Genomic DNA, 17,223 nt, shown 5'->3' with positions numbered 1-17,223 from the left:
GATGCCGACCCGGCCGCGGGTGCGATTCGCTCCGGAACGCGCTCTTCGCAGAAATGTTCCGGCGAGAGGTAGGCGAAATCCCAACGTAGACCCACTCATTTCAGGGTGATGGGCCGACCGGCCGCCGGTCGGCCCATCCCAGCTATCCCGGCATTGCGGTAATTTCTACTAGATTTCTCCTCGCAATGCGCTTTATCTGTCCCAGACTCTAGCGAACGGGATGCATATGGCGTCGCGGAAGCGGGCAGGCAAACGAGGCGCTCACCCCGAAGTTCGGGTGGCGCGGCGGCGCATTCGACTATGGATCGGCGGGTCCGCCCCGGATCAACCGCCCCGCAAACTGTTCGCGATCGTCTGCAGGAGATCGAGTCCCGCGGCGTTGTCGGGAGTCGCCACCGGTGCGCGTACGATCAGCCGGCCGTCATCGATCAGATCCCCGATCAGAACCTTGGTCAGCGCCAGCGGAACACCGAGTTGAGCCGATACTTCGGCCACCGACTGCGGAGCCCGGCACAACCGGACGATCTCGGCATACTCGGGTTCGGGGCGCCGCAGCGCCAGACCGGAACCGGCATCGATCACCATGGAATCCAGGGTGAGCTCCGCGCGCTCGCTACGACCCCGGCCGCGGGTCAGCGCATAGAGACGTACGACCGGGCCGGCGTCCTCCTCGTCCCCGGGGGCGTGGTGTGGACCGCTCATGGCTGCGGCTTGCCATTCGCTTCGGGATCCGGCAGCCGGCTCGCCGGTTCCTTCGGCGGCCGGCTCGGGTCAGTGCACGGGGGAGTGGTCATCGTCGCCTTCCTGTCGCGTTCCCTCGGATTCGGCGGGCCCTTGCAGCGCGCGGCGTCCCGACCGGGTGCCGCCCTCGATTGCGGCCATCAGGTCGCGTGCCTCCTCGGCGCTGTGCGAACGAGGTGCTTCGGTGGCCGCGGCGGAACCGGCAACGGATTCGGCAGGTTCGGGAGATTCGGCAGGTTCGGTGGTCTGCCGGCGCCGGCGGGGCAGCGGGGGCCGGGTGCCCGTACCGGGTTGCTGTGCCGCGTTATCGGTGGCCGGCTGTGCGGGCCCGTCGGGTTTCGCCGACACCGGGACACCGGCTGCTTCGGCGCTGCCGTTCGGTACAGCGGCATTCGGTCCCCTGTCGTTCGCTCCGGAATCCCCGGAGCCGGCCTCGCCGGAACGGGCGCCGCCGTCCGCAGGCTTTCCGGCGCCGGCCATGCTCCGTTCTTCGATCAATTCGGTAGGTATCAGCACGACAGCCTTGATTCCGCCGTACATCGAATCCGACAGCCGGACCGACGCACCGTGGCGGGCCGCCAGCGTCGCCACGACGAAAAGCCCCAGCCGGGTATCGCCGGACAGCGCCGCGACCCCGAAATCCGGTGGCTGCGCCAGCAGCTGGTTGTTGGCGACGATCTCGTCGGCCGACATACCCAGCCCCCGGTCGGCCACCTCGACCGCGACCCCGCGGCCCACCACGGCCGCCGAGACCTCCACCCGGGACTGTGGTGGCGAGAACGCGGTGGCATTGTCCATCAGCTCCGCCAGCAGATGGATCAGATCGGCCGTGGCCTGGCCGGCGATCAGCACCTCGGGGGCGCCACCGGTATGGATCCGGGTGTAGTCGACGGTTTCCGCAGCGGCCCCGCGGATCAGATCCCACAGCGGAATCGCATTACGCCAGACCCGGCCCGGGTTCTCACCACCCAGCACGATGAGGTTCTCGGCATGGCGCCGGGCGCGGGTGGCCAGATGATCCAGCTCGAACAGGAGCTCGAGCTGGTCGGCGTTCTCCTCGCGGCGTTCGGCGCGATCGAGCAGGGCCAGCTGCTTGTGCACCGCGACCTGGTTGCGGTGGGCGATATTGAGGAACACCATGCGGAAACCGGCACGGGTCCGGGATTCGGCCACGGCCGCCGATACCGCGGCGACCTGCGCCCGGTTGAACGCGTCGGCAACCTGGCCGAGTTCGTCGGTGCCGAAGTCCAGGCGCGCCACCTCGGCGGCCGTATCGATCTCGTCGCCGCTGTCGAGCCGCCGCATGAGATCGGGCAGCCGTTGATCGGCCAGTTCGAGGGTATCGCTGCGCAGTCGTCGCATACGTGCGATGAACCGGTTGGCCACGAACAATGTGCCCAGGAATGCCACGAATGTGACAACCAGGACCACGATCCCGCCGATCAGCGACAGTCCCGCCGTATCGGTGCCCTCCTCCCGGGCGATGGCATGTGCATCGCGGCTCTGGTCCTCCCACAGTTTCAGCAGGGCGGAGGTGAGCCGGGTGGACGCTTCCTGCCAGGCCGGTCCGGTCATCGGCAGGGGGGCCGGGCCGGATTGCGCAGATTCCTCGGTGTCGTCACTGCTTTCGGACGGTGCCGGGTAGGCGCCGTTCAGCACCATCGCGTCCTGCATGGCGGTCACCCGCTGCCAGTCCGGTGACGAAGTGAGACCATGCAGCTGGTCCAGTCGCGGACCCTTCAGTACCGACGCCGAATAGGCGGCCTGCGCGCGGAACTCACCGACGTACCGGTGGAATTCGAGGAATTGCGCCTGCGTCGATTCACCGCGGGCCAGGCCGACGATACCGAGCGTATCGGCGCGCGACAGGGCTTCCGCGGCCCGCAGCGGTTCGACGCCGTAACCGAGCGCGATCCCCAGGCCGGCGTCGGGCGCGACCCGGGCGGCGACCAGTGACGCCCGGAAAATCGTGTCGATCACCCTGTTGAAGAACCCGAAGGCTTCCGCACCGGGCACCGCGCGGGCGTCGATGGTGGCACGGAAGCCCGGAACGCTGTTGTAGAGCGGGCGGAATGTCTCCAGTTCGGCCGCAGACCCGCCGGGGTCGAGCCGCTGGGCGGCCTCGCCTTTGGCGATCGTCGCGGCGAGCGCGGTATCCGAACGTTTCCGCGCGTCCGCGAGGGCGTCGGCCGCGACCGGATCGCCCTCCAGGTACAGCATCGAGAGGCGGCGCTCTTCCTCGAAGGTTTCGACCATGGAGATCACCGGCGTGGTGGTGCTACTGATGAGGTTTGCCCAGACCCGGGCCGACAGGCTGTCCTTCACCAGATACCCGGCGGCGCCGACACCGATGATCAGCAGAGTGATATTGGTGATCAGCAGGATGGACAGCAGCCGAACGCGAATACCGACCCGGCCGCGAGTGACATCCCTTCCGGAGCGGAGTGCCCGATCCCACGAGTCGGACAAATGCCGCCGAACAGCCACGATAGATCAACCCGTTCCAGGGCATGCGCAGACGACACCATGGTGATCGGCGCATATCACCCTAATGTTCCCGGCATTGCCGTTGTCCGGCAATGCAACAGCTTCGGTCCAAACCATAGCGAAGCATGGTCGGCGAGGCCGAGACGAGTCTCACCAATCGGTCGTCAGGGTATCGGAGTGACCCCGGCTACAGGCCGCTCGCGCGTTTCCCGTCCGGGCTTGCCGGACCACGGAAACACAGCACCTGATCGCCGTAGCCGGCCAGCGGCCGGGCCTCGGCGGCCTGGCGGATACCGCTGGCGGGCAGCTCGGTGAGCTTCGCGAACATGGTCGCATTACCGAACGCCGAACGGATCTGCGTCTCCGAGGCGTAATCGGCGCCGTAGTCGGCGAGCTTGCCGAAATCCAACGGCGCCAACGGGGTATCCAGGGCCACCGGCTCCGCGGGCCGCCCGAGCGCGGCGTACTGGGTGGCCGTGCCCTGTTCGTACCAGCACAGCTCGTAGGACAGGCTCTCGGTGCTGGTTACGCTCACCACCGGCCACTGCCGGGCAAGATGACGGGCCAGCGGGTTCTTTGCCACCGGCGTGAGCTCCCATTTGAGGCTCTGCACCGCGACCCAGCTGCCCGATCTCCGCTCGATCAGCACGATGTCCTCCCCGAGTTCGGGGGTGGCGTTCATCTGCGGGTCCCGGGTGCCCCAATGCGCCTTGTCCACGCCGTACGCGGTGGTGATGTCCACCGGCTCCGCACCCGCCTCGGTATAGGCCGCAATAATCGCCGCCCGCACCTGCTGCACTGCATCCGGCGCCGAACACAGCACACCGAGCGCACCGAACGACGAACCGATCTCCACCGGTTTGGCCGGCTGATCCGGCATCGCCCCCGCCGCCAGCGGTTTCAACCCCACCAACGCCAGATTCCAGTTGATCTCCTCGATGGTCGCCAGATCACCGGCGCTTTGATAGAGGATCTGCTGCTGGGTCAGATAACCGGCGCGCTCCAAAGCGCGGCATTCGAGTTTGCGTAGCGCGGACTGCGTTTTGCTGGTGAAACCGATCTCTTCGATTTTCAGCGCCCGCAGCTGCGCGGCCATCTCCGGGGTGGTGAGCGCGGTATAGCGTTCGCGGTACATGGCCACCGCCTGTTTCCGCTGCCGGCCCACCATCAAGGTGCGCAGCAGCGTGTTCAAGGTGGCGAGATACTTCCGGGACTGGTTCGGGTCGTCCGCGAACAGGCCGGCACGGATCCGCACGGCCTCATCGGTCGCCATGACGGCCGCGCCCGGGTCCAGCCGGCACAGCCATACACCGCATTTCGACAGGCTGTCCGCGCAGGCGCCCGCGGCATTCGGGTGATCGTGCGCTACCTGCGTATAGGCATTGCAGGCGTCGCGGATTGTCGCGGTGGCCAGTTCGCGGTGCCCGATCTCCCGCGCCGCCTGCTCCAGCAGCCGCAGCGTGTCCTGCACCTCGTTGGCGAACTGCGCGGTGACCCGGCCGGCGGTGAACCAGCGCAACCGGATCATCACGGCTTCCTGCGCGGGTTCCAGCGCCCCGGCCACCCGGTTACGTATCGACCCATCGGTTTTGGTGGCCAGATACGCGGCGGCGAGTTCGGACAGGCCCGTGGCCAGTTGTAATTCGGTTTCCGGTGTGCGGTCCCGGGCCGCGATCCGGTCGGTGGCCACCCGGCCCTCGAGGGCGATCAGATCCATCGCGATCTCAATTCCCGCATCACCTTCCGCGCACGGTCCCTGCCGACCCTGTCGAGTCGCGTGGCCGTCATCCGAGCATTCCTCGAAAGTCTGCCACAGGTGTGGCTCGATCAGCAGGCCTACCGGGCTCCCCGGTACGGGATGGTGTGCGCCGCCGAATCCGGGGTGCCCCCGGTCAGTCCGCGGGGACCGTGGTGGCGCCGATACCGAGATAGAACAGCATGATCAGGAACAGGAACCAGCCCGCGCCCTGCCAGATCGGCCAGGTGCCACCGCGCCGCCACACCCGGATCGTCTCCACGAACGCCCCGACACCACCCAGGAACAGCAGCACCCCGGGGCCGAACAGGACCGTCAGCTGCGTCGGCGTATCGCACAGCAGCGAATCGGCGTCCCGGCACTGCGCCATGGCCGACCAGATCACCGTCCCGGCACAGACCAGCGCGGCCACCCCGAGCACCGCCAGCGTGTAGCGCACCGCCCGGCGGAACTCTCCTCGGTCGTCGGACCAGCGCTTTTCTGCATCGTTGATATTCGCCCGCTGTTCTGCGTCATCGGCCATCGCCCAGCCCTCCTGCCCGCTCGTCACCGGACCGGTTTCGTCGTCGGCGGTATTGCCCGGACCGGGCACGATAAACGTCGTCCGGGGCACGGCGCTCCCGTCCGCAGCCGGATCGAAACTGAGCAGCCCTGCGCGGAGATGGTGTTCTCGCAGGTCGGACGGTATCCGGCGGGAGGCAGAACGCGAGTTGTCCGGCCCGGTGCCACGCTCGAAGCTGAAGATATGAACGCACAAACGCACCATGCCTACGCAGAGTTTCTGCCCGAGTCCCACCGGGCCGATTCGACGACCGAACCGGTATCCGAATGGTGGGAGTGGCGTGGGCGTCGGATCCATACGCTGCGCGCTGCGGTACCCGACGCCCCCGTGCGGGTCCTGGCGATCCACGGCGCCGGTGGGCACTCGGGTCTGCTGTGGCCGGCAGTCGCGCTGGGTTTCCGGGAAAACGTGGACGCCACGGCCGTCGACCTCCCGCTGTACGGCCGGACGATCGAACCGGATCCGGGTGGGGTGCGCTACGGCGACTGGATCGAGCTCCTGTGCGATCTGGTGCAGCGGACCGCCGCGGTGGACGATCGCCCACTGGTGCTGTTCGGCGCGAGTATGGGCGGGATGCTGGCCTACGAGGTCGCCGCCCGCACCGGCGCGGTGGAGCATGTCGTGGCGACCTGTCTGCTCGACCCCGCCGATGCGGAGGCGCTCGCCACCGCGACCCGATGGAACCTGCCCGGCCGGTCGGGCCCGAGGCTGCTGCGATGGCTGGACCCGGTATGCGGCCGGGTCCGTGTGCCGATCCGCTGGCTCGTACATATGCACCGGATGAGCCGTGATCCGGAGCTGTCGCGACTGTGCGCGGCCGATCCGCTGGGCGGCGGCGCCCGGGTTCCGCTCGGTTTCCTCCGCAGTTTCGCGGACTACCGGCACACACCTCCGGAGACGTTCGGTGCCGCACCGGTCACCCTGGTCCATCCCGCCGCGGACGCGTGGACACCACCGGAGCTGAGTATCCGTTTCCTCGAACGTATCGCCGGCCGGCGTGAGATCGTACTGCTCGACAACTGCGGGCACTTTCCCGTCGAGGAACCCGGCGTAGAGCAGTTGGCCACCACTCTGCGTGCGGTCCTCGCCGAAGCGGGCGGGTCAGGGCGCTGATACCGGCCGCGTCAGTTGCTCGACCACGGTCATCAGTTCGTCGGTGGTCAGCGGGCGGCGCGGATGCACGCGGTGCACCTGGGCGTCGATCGTGTGCACCAGTATGCGGGCGGTGAGCGCAGGGTCGGCGCCACCGCGCGCACAGCGGCGGAGGTGGTGGTCGATCTCGTTCGCGAGATGGTCCTCGAGGGCGTGGACGGCCGCCAGCTCACCAGCCGCGGGCAGCGCCATCCGGTGCATCAGGCCGTGCAGTCCCGGGCGGTCGCGGTGGAGGTCGACGACCACGTCCAGCACCGTGCGCAGCGTCGTTTCGAACGGTGGCTCGGCGACCCGCAGTTCGTCGAGGACGGCGCCCAGGCGTGCGGTGGCATCGGCGACGTGCCGCCGGGCCAATGCGTTCAGAATGGCCTGCTTGTCCGGGAAGTACTGGTACAGCGTCCCTATCGAAGTGCCGGCCCGCGCGGCGATGTGGTTGGTCGTCGTGGCCGTGCCGTCGCGCCCGAACAGTTGTGCTGCTGCCTCCAGGAGGGTGTCGACGGTGAAACGGGATCTGTCCTGTCGAGGCGACCGCCGCGTTCGGTGACTCATGGGCGCAGCCGCCCGGGAATCACGTACTGGGTGACGGCTCGCCGGCCGGCCGGGATGGGCATCTGTGGTCTCCGGAGTCGGGCATTGGGCTCGCCGCCGATTATCCGCCACCGGGCGGCCCGCCGTACAGGCCGGTCGGCTACCGGTGCCGAGATCCACTCGGCATCCGGGGTCCCGAGGCCGGTCCGGTGTTCACAGGTACTGGGCGCGGAGTTTGCCCTTCACCAGCTTGCCCGTGGGGGTGCGGGGGAGTTCGTCGGCGAAATCGACCGTGCGCGGAACCTTGTAGTGCGCGATACGGGCACGCAGGTAGTCGCGGAGTTCCTCGGCGAGCGCGGGGCCGGCGCCGGCGCCGGGTGCGGGCTGGACCACGGCCTTCACCGATTCGCCCATCTCCTCGTCCGGGATACCGATCACGGCGACATCGAAAACCTTCGGATGGAGCGCGAGGGCGTCCTCGATCTCCTGCGGGTAGATGTTCACGCCACCGGAGATGATCATGAACGCCTTGCGGTCGGTGAGGAACAGGAAGCCGTCCGCGTCGATGTAGCCGATATCGCCCGTGGTGGTCCAGGTCGGATGCTGCGGGTGGATCGCCTGCTCCGTTTTCGCCGCATCGTTGTGGTAGCTGAACGGAACGTCCTCGCGTTCGAAATAGATCGTGCCGATCTCACCCGCCGGCAGTTCCGCGCCGTCGTCGCCACAGATCCGCACCGCACCCAGACCGGCGGGGCCCACCGACCCCGGTTTCCGCAACCACTGTTCGCTGTCGATGAAGGTGGCGCCGTTGCCCTCGGTGGACGCGTAGTACTCGTGCAGCACCGGCCCCCACCAGTCGATCATCTTCTGTTTCACCTCGACCGGGCACGGCGCGGCAGCATGTACGGCCGCCCGCAGGCTCGAGACGTCGTAGCGGAGGCGGACGGTCTCGTCGAGTTTCAGCATCCGCACGAACATGGTCGGGACCCACTGGCTGTGGGTGACCCGGTAGCGCTCGATGGCAGCCAGGGCCGCTTCGGCGTCGAAACGTTCCAGCACCACCAGCGTCCCGCCGAGGGCATGCACCACGCCGCCGAACCGCAGTGGCGCCGCGTGGTACAGCGGCGCAGGGGACAGGTAGACCGTTTCGGTATCGAATCCGTAGAGCGGGCCGAAAACGGCGGTATAGGTATCGCCGGGGGGATCGCCGACCTGCCGGTCCGGCAGCGGATGTTTGATGCCCTTCGGTCGCCCGGTGGTCCCGGACGAGTAGAGCATATCGGCGCCCCGGGGCTGATCTGCCAAAGGTTCGGGGGAGGCGGCGGCCAGCGCTTCCTCATAGGATCCGTACCCCGTGACTTCGCCGCCGAAGGCCAGCCGGATCTCCACCCCCGGCGTCTCCTCGATGATCTTCTCGGCGGCCTCGCGCACACCGGCCGACGCGATGAGTGCCCGCGCCCCGCAGTCGTTGACGATATAGCTGATCTCGCTCGGCGAGAGATGCCGGTTCACGGCGGTGATGTAAAGCCCGGATCGCAATGCCGCCCAGTAGACCTCGTACACCTTGGGGTCGTTCCCGGACAGCAGCGCGACGTGGTCGCCCTTGCGAAGCCCCGCCTCGTGGAGGTGCCGGGCGAGGCGGACGGAATTGTCCTCGAGCTCCCGATAGGTCAGCGTCTCACCGGTCTCGGCGAGGATTACGGCCGGTTTATCAGGGAAACGATCGACATGCGCGCCGGGATACATGCTGCTCCTCTTCGGAACGAAGCGGCCGGTGTACCGACCGCCGGGCCGATATGGGGACCGGTACCGCGCCGCGGCACGGGCCCCACCGGACATTCGCCCGGCCAGCGCGACATTAGCCGAAAGTGAACCGCAATTCGGTCAGTACGTCGAAACTCGTCGGTACGGTCGCGCTTTCGTGTACCGGCACCGGCACGCTGTCGGAAACATGTTCGGCCCGGTCGCGATCGCGCCGGTCGTCCGGGTTCCCGGGGTGGTGCCCACCCGGAATTCGGTGGGCCGGTCGGCGGTGTCGTCGAGGCCGTCGATGGTCCGGCCCCGCCACGGGTCGACAGGTGCCGGGCGGTGGATCGGCCGAGCTCGGACGCCGGCGATGCCCGCCACGCCGGCCGGTCGTGACCGGAGGGACCGGTGCCGGTTACGGCATTCCGGTGAGAAAGGTGGTGGTCAGACTGTTGAAGAATTCGGGTCTCTCGCCTTGGACCCAGTGCCCGGTGGCTGCCGGTAGGTACACATCGCAGTGCGGTATGCGGCGGGCGAGCATATGTGCCCCGGAGGGCCGGTTCACCCGGTCCTGGGCACCCCAGATCACCAGGGTCGGATGCGGTATCCGCCGTAATCGGGGATCGCGGGTGAGGTCCATCCGCAACAGGGTGCGCGGGGCGGACCGTCCCGAAGGGCGGCGCAGCGGCGGATTCGCGATGACCTCGGGATCCAGGCTCGCGCGATAGCGGTTGTCGATCATCTCGTCGGTGATGGTGTCCGGGTCGTGCACGAGGTATTCGCGCATGAAGGTGGCGAGCTTGTCCCGGCTGGGACCGTCGCCGCCGTAATAGGCCAGCAGTGCCCGCAAACCCGCGGTCGGCAGGGCCCGGGTGGTGCCGATACCACCGGGAGCCAGCAGTACGAGCCGGCCCATCTTGTCCGGCGAGTCCATGGCCATCCGCAGCGCCGCCGCCCCACCATAGGAATTGCCGACCACATGCGCACTGCGCACCTCGAGTGCATCCAGCAGCCCTGTCATGGCCGCTGCCAGGTCGCCGAAGGGATCGGACCGGTCGAGCCGTTTACTCGACCGCCCGTATCCGGGCATATCCGGGACGATCACCCGGAACCGGCGGGCCAGCGCCTCCACATTGGGTGCGTACGCTGCCAGGCCCGAGGCGCCGGGACCGCCGCCGTGCAACATCAGCACGGTGGGCCCGGAACCGAATTCGGTGTAGTGAATATCCCGGTCGCCGACGCGTACCGTTCGCCCGCCCTCGATCTCCGTCATGCTCGACCTCCTCCTCGGCAGGCTTTTCCGGAGAACGCTACGGAATGTAGGAAACCTCTTGGTTCCGGGGCCGGTAGCGCTCCGCGTACACCGGTTGCTCGATCGGAAGTACCTGACCGGAATGGTGCCGCAATCTGGACAGGCCGGCCTGTCCGGATGGTGTCTGCGTTTCTGTAGGCGCCTGAATTGCCGGTTCCGTAGTATCTGCTCCATCGGCCGGGTACCGGCAGTCCTGGGGAAATGCGAGCGCGACGCGGCGGCGACCGTGTGATTGTGTCCGGTGTGTGCGCCTCCCTCCAGAGGTATGTCCGGTGGGCCGGTGACTCGGGAGGACGGGGACTGCATCGGTGGCGAGATGGGATAGTGATGAGCTCATGCGCGCTGCCCGGAAGCGGATCGAGCAAATACTGGCGCAAGCGGCGGACACCGACAGTGGCGCGATACGCCGGGCCGCGGGAGTTCCCGAAACCGCGGCGAACAAGGCTTCCGGTGCGGATTCCGATGCAGCTGCACTCGTCGCCCGGACGGTTTCGAATTCCTGGTGGTCGCCCGGTGTCGCCGTTCCCGAAATGCGGGCGCGGACTCTCGTTCTCCCGGAGGATTTCGTCGATGACGGCGACGGGGTGCAGTTTCTGCGGTCCACGGACGGGATGCGGAACGTCTACCGGCCGATCGACCGGGAATTCCATATGCGCCAGGGGATTCCGAAAGAACCCGGTCACCTCGCGATTCGGGCAGAGGTGGCGTATCGTTCCAGCTCGCTGTTCCGGATGCCGAGAATTCCGCCGACCGTTATCAGCGGCGGCCCTATGGGCCGGGGCGTCGTACAGGACTTCGTGCCCTCCACCGATTTCCTGGACGATCTCCCTTATGATCTCCTACAGCAACAGGAAATGGCATTTCTCGACTATTTTCTGTGCTATTCCGATGGTAATCGGAACAACTACCGGACCGCGCTTTCGAGCAAGCGATACAACAAGGGTGACCTGGTCGGATGCGATCGTGATCTCTGCATGCACGAAAAGCCCGATCCGAATTTCGGGATTCGATCGCCGTTCGTCGAGAAATTCAACGGCAAGAAATTCGATGACGAAATCCTCGAGCGTATCCACGCGGTCAACGAAGACCAGGTGCCCGGGATAATGCAGAACTTCGGCCCGGATCTGCCCGTTATCGGCGATCGCGCGATCGAGGGGGCTCAGTCCAGATTGCTGGAGGTGCAGAAGGCCGACGGTATCACCGGAGAGAAGTGGCCGGGGATAATCTATAAGGATCCGAAGTGACAGCGACCCTGGTGGGTTTTCGGATACTTCATATCATCGGAAGGGAGCGTCGGTCAGTATGGCTGCATCCGTGCCGACTCTGATAGCCGTATACGACATGGGCACCTGGGACCCGCACCGTGTCGCGGAATTCCACCTGGTGGCTGGGCGTGCAGAGCTGGTCGTGATCGACCCGGACCGGTGCGGCACGGCTCAGCGCTGGTACACACATGGTGTCGAATTGCCGGACTCGCCGCGCCGGATTCCGCCGGAGGACGGTGCCGCATTCATGCGCGCCCTACTGCAACCCTTCCGGTCGAGCTACTGCCGGGTCGTGGACGAAAGCCCGCCGTCGGGGAATCAGTGATCAGTCGGAGTCGAGGCGAAAACCGCCGGGTCGGGAATCGTCCGGTCACAGGCCGGCGCTGACCTCACGAACCTCCCGCAAATGCTGTTGCATCGCCGCAGCGGCAGCGGGGCCGTCGTGTTCGGAGGCCGCACGGTAGATCGTTTCGTGCCCCTGGGCGGAAATCCGGCGACCGAGCGCGGTGCGATGGGACAGGATCCGGGTCCGGTGGGTCCATTCCGTGGTCATGGTGCACAGCGTGACCAACAGCGGGTTCTGGGCAGCATGGGCGAGCAGAGTGTGGAATTCGATATCGAGTCGCATCGACTCTTCGGGTGAGAGGGTGCCGTGTGACCGTGCGAGCACTTCACCGAGGGACAGCAGATTCGATTCGGCCGCCCGCAATGCGGCCAATTCCGCGATCCGTGGCTCCACGAGATGACGGAGTTCGGTTGCGTAACCGAGCTCGACGTCGATTCCGGCCAGGTTGCCGTACAGTTCCGCAGCCGTGCGGGGTATCTCGGCCACCGTGCTGCCGCTGCCCTGCCGGCGTTGTACGAGCTTCTTCGATTCCAGTTCGAACATCGCCTCGCGTAGCGACGAGCGGGAAACGTTCAGGTTCGCGGCAAGTTCCCGTTCCGGTGGGAGTCGATCACCGGCGCGTAGTTCACCGCTGATGATCAGGCGTTCCAGATGTGCCGCGACCTCGGCGCCGACGCTGCGCGCGGGACGGCGCATCGGTGGTATCGAAGCGGAAGTCATGGGTCCCTCCTGGTTTCGCGTCCCGGAAGCGAATAGGGCGGCCGGAGGAGCGACAAGAGGTCGGACCAATACCCGGCGACTGCTTCGGAAGGGCTACAACGTATCAGCTCCGGGGGTATCGCCGCGTGCCGGTGACGTATCCGATTGATTCGGGAAAGTTACCGATATCCAGTGCTTTTCGGTGCCGTGTTGCCCGGCGGTAAATCGGCCGTTACGTTCCGTCGCCCCGCTCGCCGAGGGCGCCACGGGCTCTTATGGTCGGTGCATCAGGTGGTCCGACCAATGAGGAGGTCGCGGTGACGGCACTGATCGGGCAGGATTTCGCTGCCGCATTCCCGGTGTTGCAGCCGGATTCGGGAATCGACCCCGCCGCGGTGTACATACCGGCAGACCCCGGCAAGGTGCTCTGGGGCCGGCTGCCGTGTCGTACGGATACCGCGGTCGCCACGGTGGACCCGGGGACCGCGGTGGTCGTCGACACGGTCAGTCACGAGGGCATCCTCGAAGACCAGGGTTCGGACCCGGTGCGGTACTTCGGGCGCCACGGCGTACACCGTGCGGAGGTACTCGCCGATGCCGTCGAGGTGACAGCGCAAGGCCGGCGTGAGTCCGGGGCCGGGCCGCATATCGTCACCGGCCCGATCGCCGTATCCGGTGCGCGCCCTGGGGACCTGCTGGCTGTACGCATCGATGACCTGACCATGCGCGCGCCCTACGGCGTGGTGTCGACCCGGCACGGTCGCGGCGTCCTGGCCGGCCGGCCGGGATTCGACGGTGACTACGGGCAGTTCTGCCGGGTCCACGACCGGGAAGGCCGCTGGTTCGGGGAACTACCGCTCGATACCGCGGGCCGGTCCGGGAGCGCAGTGTTCCCGCTGGCCCCGTTCCTGGGGATCATCGGCGTGGCCACCGATACCGGCACCCGCGTCGGTTCCGTCCCACCCGGCCCACACGGCGGCAATATCGACGTCAAACTCCTCACCGCCGGCGCGACCCTGTTCCTGCCGGTCCAAGTTCCCGAAGCCCTTCTCTATATCGGCGATCCGCATTTCGCGCAGGGTGACGGTGAGGTGGCGCTGACCGCGCTGGAGGCGCCGCTGCGCGCGACGCTCACCGTGGACCTGATACCGGCGGCGGAGATCGCCGGTGGGTTCGGTGGCCGGATCGGGCCGTTCGCCGCCGCGCACGGATTGCTCATTCCCACCGGTATGCATCCCGACCTGAACACCGCGCTCGAACTGTGCGTCACCCACGCCGTCGACCTGGTGGCGGGCCTCTTCGAAGCCGATCCCAGGCAGGCTTATCTGTACCTCAGCGCCGCCGCAGATTTCACGATCTCGCAGGCCGTCGACCAGGTACGTGGAGTGCACGCGATGATCCGGCGCTCCGATTTCGGCGCGGGCACGGATACCGTGTTCGCCCGCCGCATCCTGGAGCGGATCCGATGACAGCGCGCGGCGAACTCTCGGCTCGGGCAATTGCGGGTCATGCCGATTCCGCAGCTGCCCGCCCGTGGAACGGCGACGCTCGGGGAACCGATAGCACGGTCTGGCGGCATCGTGGGTCACCGCTCGTCGACGCGACCTCCCCGGGGCCGCTGACCGGCCGCACCGTGGCGGTGAAGGACCTGTACGCGGTGGCGGGATTCCCCGTCGGCGCCGGAATCCCGGCTTATGCACGGGATCAGCGGCCGGCCACCGAACATGCCGCTGCGGTCGCGCGATTACTGGCGGCCGGGGCCCGGATCACCGGAATCGCGCACACCGACGAATTCGCTTATAGCCTCACCGGCAGCAACGGCCGATACGGAATGCCCGTCAATCCGGCTGCACCCGAACGTATTCCGGGCGGCTCCACCAGCGGGCCGGCTGTCGCGGTGGCACGCGGCGAAGTGGATATCGGGCTGGGTACCGATACCGCCGGATCCATCCGGGTACCGGCCGCCTATCAGGGGTTGTGGGGAATCCGCACGACCCATCGGCGAATCGGCACAGTCGGACTGCTGCCGCTGGCGCAGTCGTTCGACACCGTCGGGTGGGTCACCGCGGCCGGCGCAACGCTGGCCGCTGTCGCGGACTGCCTGCTGGACCCGGATACCGCGACACCGGCCGGTTTCGCAATCGACCACCGGTTGTGCGACCGGGCCGACCCCGCGATCGCGGCGGCGGTCCGAGCGGTGGCCGAGGAACTGGGTGCCCGGCCGATCGATCTGTGCCCGCATGACGAATGGCTCGCCGCATTCCGCGTAGTCCAAGCCCACGAGGCATGGGCGAATCACGGGAAGTGGATATCCACCCATCCCGATGCTCTGGAACCGGATGTGGCAGAGCGCTTCGCTTTCGCTGCCACCGTGACCGCTGGACAGGCGGCGGCCGCCCGCACTCAGTTGAACGCTGCCGCAGACCATATCCGGACCACACTCGGCGACCGGGCCCTGGTGCTCCCGGCCGCCGCGACCCCACCGCCGCCGCGCAGGGCGGGACCCGGGATACACGAGACGACTCGGCGGCGCACCCTGCGCCTGACCTGTCTCGCGTCGATCGCGGGCCTGCCCGCGGTGACCCTGCCGCTGGGCCGCGATGAGGGCGGACCCAGCGGATTGTGCCTGGTGGGCGCACCGGGCACCGACCGTTCCCTGATCCATCTCGCACACAGCATCGCCGCTGTTCCGGCCGAGGGGTCGCCGCACAGTGAGGAAGCAGTATGAAACATCCACTTCGCCGGGTTTTCTCGATAATCGGCGCGCTGGTACTGGCCGTCGCCGGGCTGACCGGCTGTATTTCCACCCCCGACAGCGTCGGCGGTGATCCGGAAGCCGTCCGGATCGGGACCCTGCGCGGCCAGCCTCACCTGTACGCCCCGTACTTCATGCAGCAGTTCGCTCCGGCGGGCACGAATTACGAAATCGTCCTGTTCGAGAACTCCCCGGATATCAAGAACGCGCTGGCCTCCGGTGCCGTCGATATCGGCGTTCTGGGCGCGCCGGCCATGCTCGCCGGTGTCGCCGCGGAGCAGGATGTGCGGATCATCGCCTCGGCGTCCGACGGCGGATCCGGCTTCGTGGGCCGGCCGGAGCTGCGTACCGCGCAGGATCTGCGGGGTCGGCGGATCGGCTTCCCGGCCGGGTCCTCGCAGGAGATCGCGTTGAAGCTCACCTTGGCCGCGCACGGTCTCGACCCGGAAACCGATGTGCAATTGGTGAACCTGGCGTACTCGGATATGGCCGGTGCCTACACCGCGGGCCGGGTGGATGCTTTCCTCAGCGCCGAGATGGGGGTGTCGATCGCCCGGCAGGCGGGTGCGCACCAGATCCTCTCGCCCTACGAGACGCCGATCGGCGCCACCAATATCGTCCTCGGCGGAAACGGCCGGTTCCTCGAAGAACAGCCCGATCGGGCGCAGGAAACGGTGGCGTCCTTCATCCGCGCCATCGAGTTCATGAAGGGTGACCGCGATGCGTGGGCGGCCGGGCTGGTCGAAACCTTCGGGCTGGACCGCGCGGTTACCGATATCGCCATCGAGAACGTCGATCTGCGCTGGCAGCTCGACGACGAATACCGGCAGCGGGTCACCGAACTGGCCCGGCAGATGGTCGAATTCGACCAGTTGCCGAGCGCTCCGGATATGACGAAGGTCTTCCGGACCGATTTCCTCGACACCGCGGAAACCCAGCGATGACCACCGTGCAAGCGGGTACCGCGACGACCGATCGACCGCAGCGGGAATCCGGGCCGGGCGCCGGCGAACCGGTGGATACCGCGGCGCGGCGCGCCCGTTACCGCGCGCGAGCGGTGTCACTGCTGTGGGCGCTGCCGGTACCGCTGCTGGTGCTGCTCCTGTGGGATCGCGGTGTCGCCGGTGCTTGGACGCTGCCGTTCGGTATCCAGATGCAATTCCTGCCCACCCCGTACGAGGTGGCGCGCCGGCTCGCCGATCTCGCGGTCGGCGGCATCGTCGACGACAGTTACAGCGGCACACTGTGGTGGCATCTGTATGCCAGCACGCTGCGGGTCGTCCAGGGTTTCGCCATCGCGGCGGCCGTGGCGGTACCTCTCGGGATCCTGATGGGCCGGTCGCGGACCGTCAACCGGATGCTCGAACCGACCCTCGGCCTGGTGCGCCCGATCCCGGTGACGGCGTGGGCACCGCTGTCCCTGCTGATCATCGGTTTCGGTGACCGCGCGACCATCTTCCTGGTTTTCCTGGCCGCGGTGTTCTCGATCCTGATCAACACCACGGCCGGTGTGCGGGCGGTACCGCAACGCTTGTTCGAAGCCGCGGCGATGCTGGGCACCCCGCCCGCGCAAACCCTGTACAAGGTGGTGCTTCCGGCCGCGATGCCCAGTATCGTCTCCGGGCTCCGCATCGCGCTCGGCCTCTCCTGGGTGATCCTGGTGGTCGGCGAAACCGTCGGTATCCGGGTGGGTCTCGGCGCGTTGATCACCCAGGCCCGCGAACAGTCACGCACCGACCTCATCGTCGCGGTCATGATCGTGATCGGCCTGGCGGGATTCCTGGCCGACCGGATCCTGATGCTGGCCGTCCGCCTCGTCGCCGGCCGCCGCCCGCTGCTCCCGTGACAAGGAAATCCAGCGGTCCGGTCCAGCC

At 67.5% G+C, this 17,223-nt stretch carries 15 protein-coding genes; 7 read left to right on the top strand and 8 right to left on the bottom strand.

Annotation, left to right across the window (positions count from 1 at the left end; genetic code table 11):
* Nucleotides 1-324: 324 nt before the first annotated feature.
* The 4 genes from NS6_RS19655 to NS6_RS19640 all read right to left on the bottom strand — a co-directional run bounded on the left by NS6_RS19655 (nucleotide 325) and on the right by NS6_RS19640 (nucleotide 5,507).
* On the bottom strand, nucleotides 325-702 hold the full coding sequence (locus NS6_RS19655; RefSeq protein WP_068043787.1) for a DUF742 domain-containing protein: 378 nt from the start codon (nucleotides 700-702) through the stop codon (nucleotides 325-327).
* A gap of 69 nt (nucleotides 703-771) precedes the next feature.
* A complete protein-coding gene (locus NS6_RS19650) occupies nucleotides 772-3,228 on the bottom strand; it encodes a sensor histidine kinase (protein ID WP_245669420.1) in 2,457 nt (818 codons plus the stop codon).
* A gap of 187 nt (nucleotides 3,229-3,415) precedes the next feature.
* Complete coding sequence (locus NS6_RS19645) at nucleotides 3,416-4,945, bottom strand: hypothetical protein (RefSeq protein ID WP_068043783.1); 1,530 nt, start codon at nucleotides 4,943-4,945, stop codon at nucleotides 3,416-3,418.
* 175 nt (nucleotides 4,946-5,120) lie between these two features.
* Nucleotides 5,121-5,507, bottom strand: coding sequence for a hypothetical protein (locus NS6_RS19640; protein WP_068043971.1), 387 nt, complete (start codon nucleotides 5,505-5,507; stop codon nucleotides 5,121-5,123).
* 222 nt (nucleotides 5,508-5,729) lie between these two features.
* Between NS6_RS19640 and NS6_RS19635 the strand changes: the two genes are divergently transcribed.
* Nucleotides 5,730-6,659, top strand: coding sequence for an alpha/beta hydrolase (locus NS6_RS19635; protein WP_068043781.1), 930 nt, complete (start codon nucleotides 5,730-5,732; stop codon nucleotides 6,657-6,659).
* Here NS6_RS19635 and NS6_RS19630 read toward each other — a convergent pair.
* From NS6_RS19630 to NS6_RS19615, 3 genes are all read right to left on the bottom strand, one after another.
* Nucleotides 6,648-7,247, bottom strand: a complete 600-nt coding sequence (locus tag NS6_RS19630; RefSeq protein WP_068043779.1) for a TetR/AcrR family transcriptional regulator — start codon at nucleotides 7,245-7,247, stop codon at nucleotides 6,648-6,650. The two genes, NS6_RS19635 and NS6_RS19630, sit on opposite strands and share 12 nt — an antisense overlap.
* A gap of 192 nt (nucleotides 7,248-7,439) precedes the next feature.
* The gene (locus tag NS6_RS19625; protein WP_068043777.1) at nucleotides 7,440-8,972 is read right to left on the bottom strand and encodes an acyl-CoA synthetase; all 1,533 of its coding nucleotides are present in this window, start codon (nucleotides 8,970-8,972) and stop codon (nucleotides 7,440-7,442) included.
* A gap of 415 nt (nucleotides 8,973-9,387) precedes the next feature.
* Complete coding sequence (locus tag NS6_RS19615; RefSeq protein ID WP_068043773.1) at nucleotides 9,388-10,245, bottom strand: alpha/beta fold hydrolase; 858 nt, start codon at nucleotides 10,243-10,245, stop codon at nucleotides 9,388-9,390.
* A 374-nt stretch (nucleotides 10,246-10,619) separates the two neighbouring features.
* Between NS6_RS19615 and NS6_RS19610 the strand changes: the two genes are divergently transcribed.
* Nucleotides 10,620-11,528 (top strand): hypothetical protein, encoded by a 909-nt coding sequence (locus NS6_RS19610; RefSeq protein ID WP_068043771.1) that lies wholly within the window; start codon nucleotides 10,620-10,622, stop codon nucleotides 11,526-11,528.
* 58 nt (nucleotides 11,529-11,586) lie between these two features.
* On the top strand, nucleotides 11,587-11,874 hold the full coding sequence (locus NS6_RS19605) for a hypothetical protein (RefSeq protein ID WP_068043769.1): 288 nt from the start codon (nucleotides 11,587-11,589) through the stop codon (nucleotides 11,872-11,874).
* A gap of 45 nt (nucleotides 11,875-11,919) precedes the next feature.
* Here NS6_RS19605 and NS6_RS19600 read toward each other — a convergent pair whose 3' ends face one another.
* Complete coding sequence (locus tag NS6_RS19600) at nucleotides 11,920-12,615, bottom strand: FadR/GntR family transcriptional regulator (RefSeq protein WP_084471216.1); 696 nt, start codon at nucleotides 12,613-12,615, stop codon at nucleotides 11,920-11,922.
* A gap of 296 nt (nucleotides 12,616-12,911) precedes the next feature.
* Between NS6_RS19600 and NS6_RS19595 the strand changes: the two genes are divergently transcribed.
* From NS6_RS19595 to NS6_RS19580, 4 genes are read left to right on the top strand one after another with little or no spacing between them, the layout of a single operon-like run.
* Nucleotides 12,912-14,063, top strand: coding sequence for an acetamidase/formamidase family protein (locus NS6_RS19595; RefSeq protein WP_245669419.1), 1,152 nt, complete (start codon nucleotides 12,912-12,914; stop codon nucleotides 14,061-14,063).
* Complete coding sequence (locus NS6_RS19590) at nucleotides 14,060-15,322, top strand: amidase family protein (RefSeq protein ID WP_084471215.1); 1,263 nt, start codon at nucleotides 14,060-14,062, stop codon at nucleotides 15,320-15,322. The genes NS6_RS19595 and NS6_RS19590 overlap by 4 nt, the downstream gene beginning before the upstream one ends.
* Nucleotides 15,319-16,293 (top strand): ABC transporter substrate-binding protein, encoded by a 975-nt coding sequence (locus NS6_RS19585; RefSeq protein ID WP_068043764.1) that lies wholly within the window; start codon nucleotides 15,319-15,321, stop codon nucleotides 16,291-16,293. Before NS6_RS19590 ends, NS6_RS19585 begins: the two co-directional genes overlap by 4 nt.
* The gene (locus tag NS6_RS19580; RefSeq protein WP_084471214.1) at nucleotides 16,290-17,195 is read left to right on the top strand and encodes an ABC transporter permease; all 906 of its coding nucleotides are present in this window, start codon (nucleotides 16,290-16,292) and stop codon (nucleotides 17,193-17,195) included. The genes NS6_RS19585 and NS6_RS19580 overlap by 4 nt, the downstream gene beginning before the upstream one ends.
* Nucleotides 17,196-17,223 lie beyond the last annotated feature (28 nt).

The sequence above is a fragment of the Nocardia speluncae NBRC 108251 genome, assembly GCF_001613245.1.
GTDB classification, from domain to species: Bacteria; Actinomycetota; Actinomycetes; order Mycobacteriales; family Mycobacteriaceae; genus Nocardia; species Nocardia speluncae.
Note: the sequence above shows the minus strand (reverse complement) of the source record. Positions and strands in the feature narration are given on the sequence as shown.

What these genes read in the sequence shown, in the direction of transcription:
- NS6_RS19655 (WP_068043787.1), bottom strand. Translation starts at nt 702, where the DNA reads ATGAGCGGTCCACACCACGCCCCCGGGGACGAGGAGGACGCCGGCCCG.
- NS6_RS19645 (WP_068043783.1), bottom strand. Translation starts at nt 4,945, where the DNA reads ATGGATCTGATCGCCCTCGAGGGCCGGGTGGCCACCGACCGGATCGCG.
- NS6_RS19640 (WP_068043971.1), bottom strand. Translation starts at nt 5,507, where the DNA reads ATGGCCGATGACGCAGAACAGCGGGCGAATATCAACGATGCAGAAAAG.
- NS6_RS19635 (WP_068043781.1), top strand. Translation starts at nt 5,730, where the DNA reads ATGAACGCACAAACGCACCATGCCTACGCAGAGTTTCTGCCCGAGTCC.
- NS6_RS19630 (WP_068043779.1), bottom strand. Translation starts at nt 7,247, where the DNA reads ATGAGTCACCGAACGCGGCGGTCGCCTCGACAGGACAGATCCCGTTTC.
- NS6_RS19625 (WP_068043777.1), bottom strand. Translation starts at nt 8,972, where the DNA reads ATGTATCCCGGCGCGCATGTCGATCGTTTCCCTGATAAACCGGCCGTA.
- NS6_RS19615 (WP_068043773.1), bottom strand. Translation starts at nt 10,245, where the DNA reads ATGACGGAGATCGAGGGCGGGCGAACGGTACGCGTCGGCGACCGGGAT.
- NS6_RS19610 (WP_068043771.1), top strand. Translation starts at nt 10,620, where the DNA reads ATGCGCGCTGCCCGGAAGCGGATCGAGCAAATACTGGCGCAAGCGGCG.
- NS6_RS19605 (WP_068043769.1), top strand. Translation starts at nt 11,587, where the DNA reads ATGGCTGCATCCGTGCCGACTCTGATAGCCGTATACGACATGGGCACC.
- NS6_RS19600 (WP_084471216.1), bottom strand. Translation starts at nt 12,615, where the DNA reads ATGACTTCCGCTTCGATACCACCGATGCGCCGTCCCGCGCGCAGCGTC.
- NS6_RS19590 (WP_084471215.1), top strand. Translation starts at nt 14,060, where the DNA reads ATGACAGCGCGCGGCGAACTCTCGGCTCGGGCAATTGCGGGTCATGCC.
- NS6_RS19585 (WP_068043764.1), top strand. Translation starts at nt 15,319, where the DNA reads ATGAAACATCCACTTCGCCGGGTTTTCTCGATAATCGGCGCGCTGGTA.
- NS6_RS19580 (WP_084471214.1), top strand. Translation starts at nt 16,290, where the DNA reads ATGACCACCGTGCAAGCGGGTACCGCGACGACCGATCGACCGCAGCGG.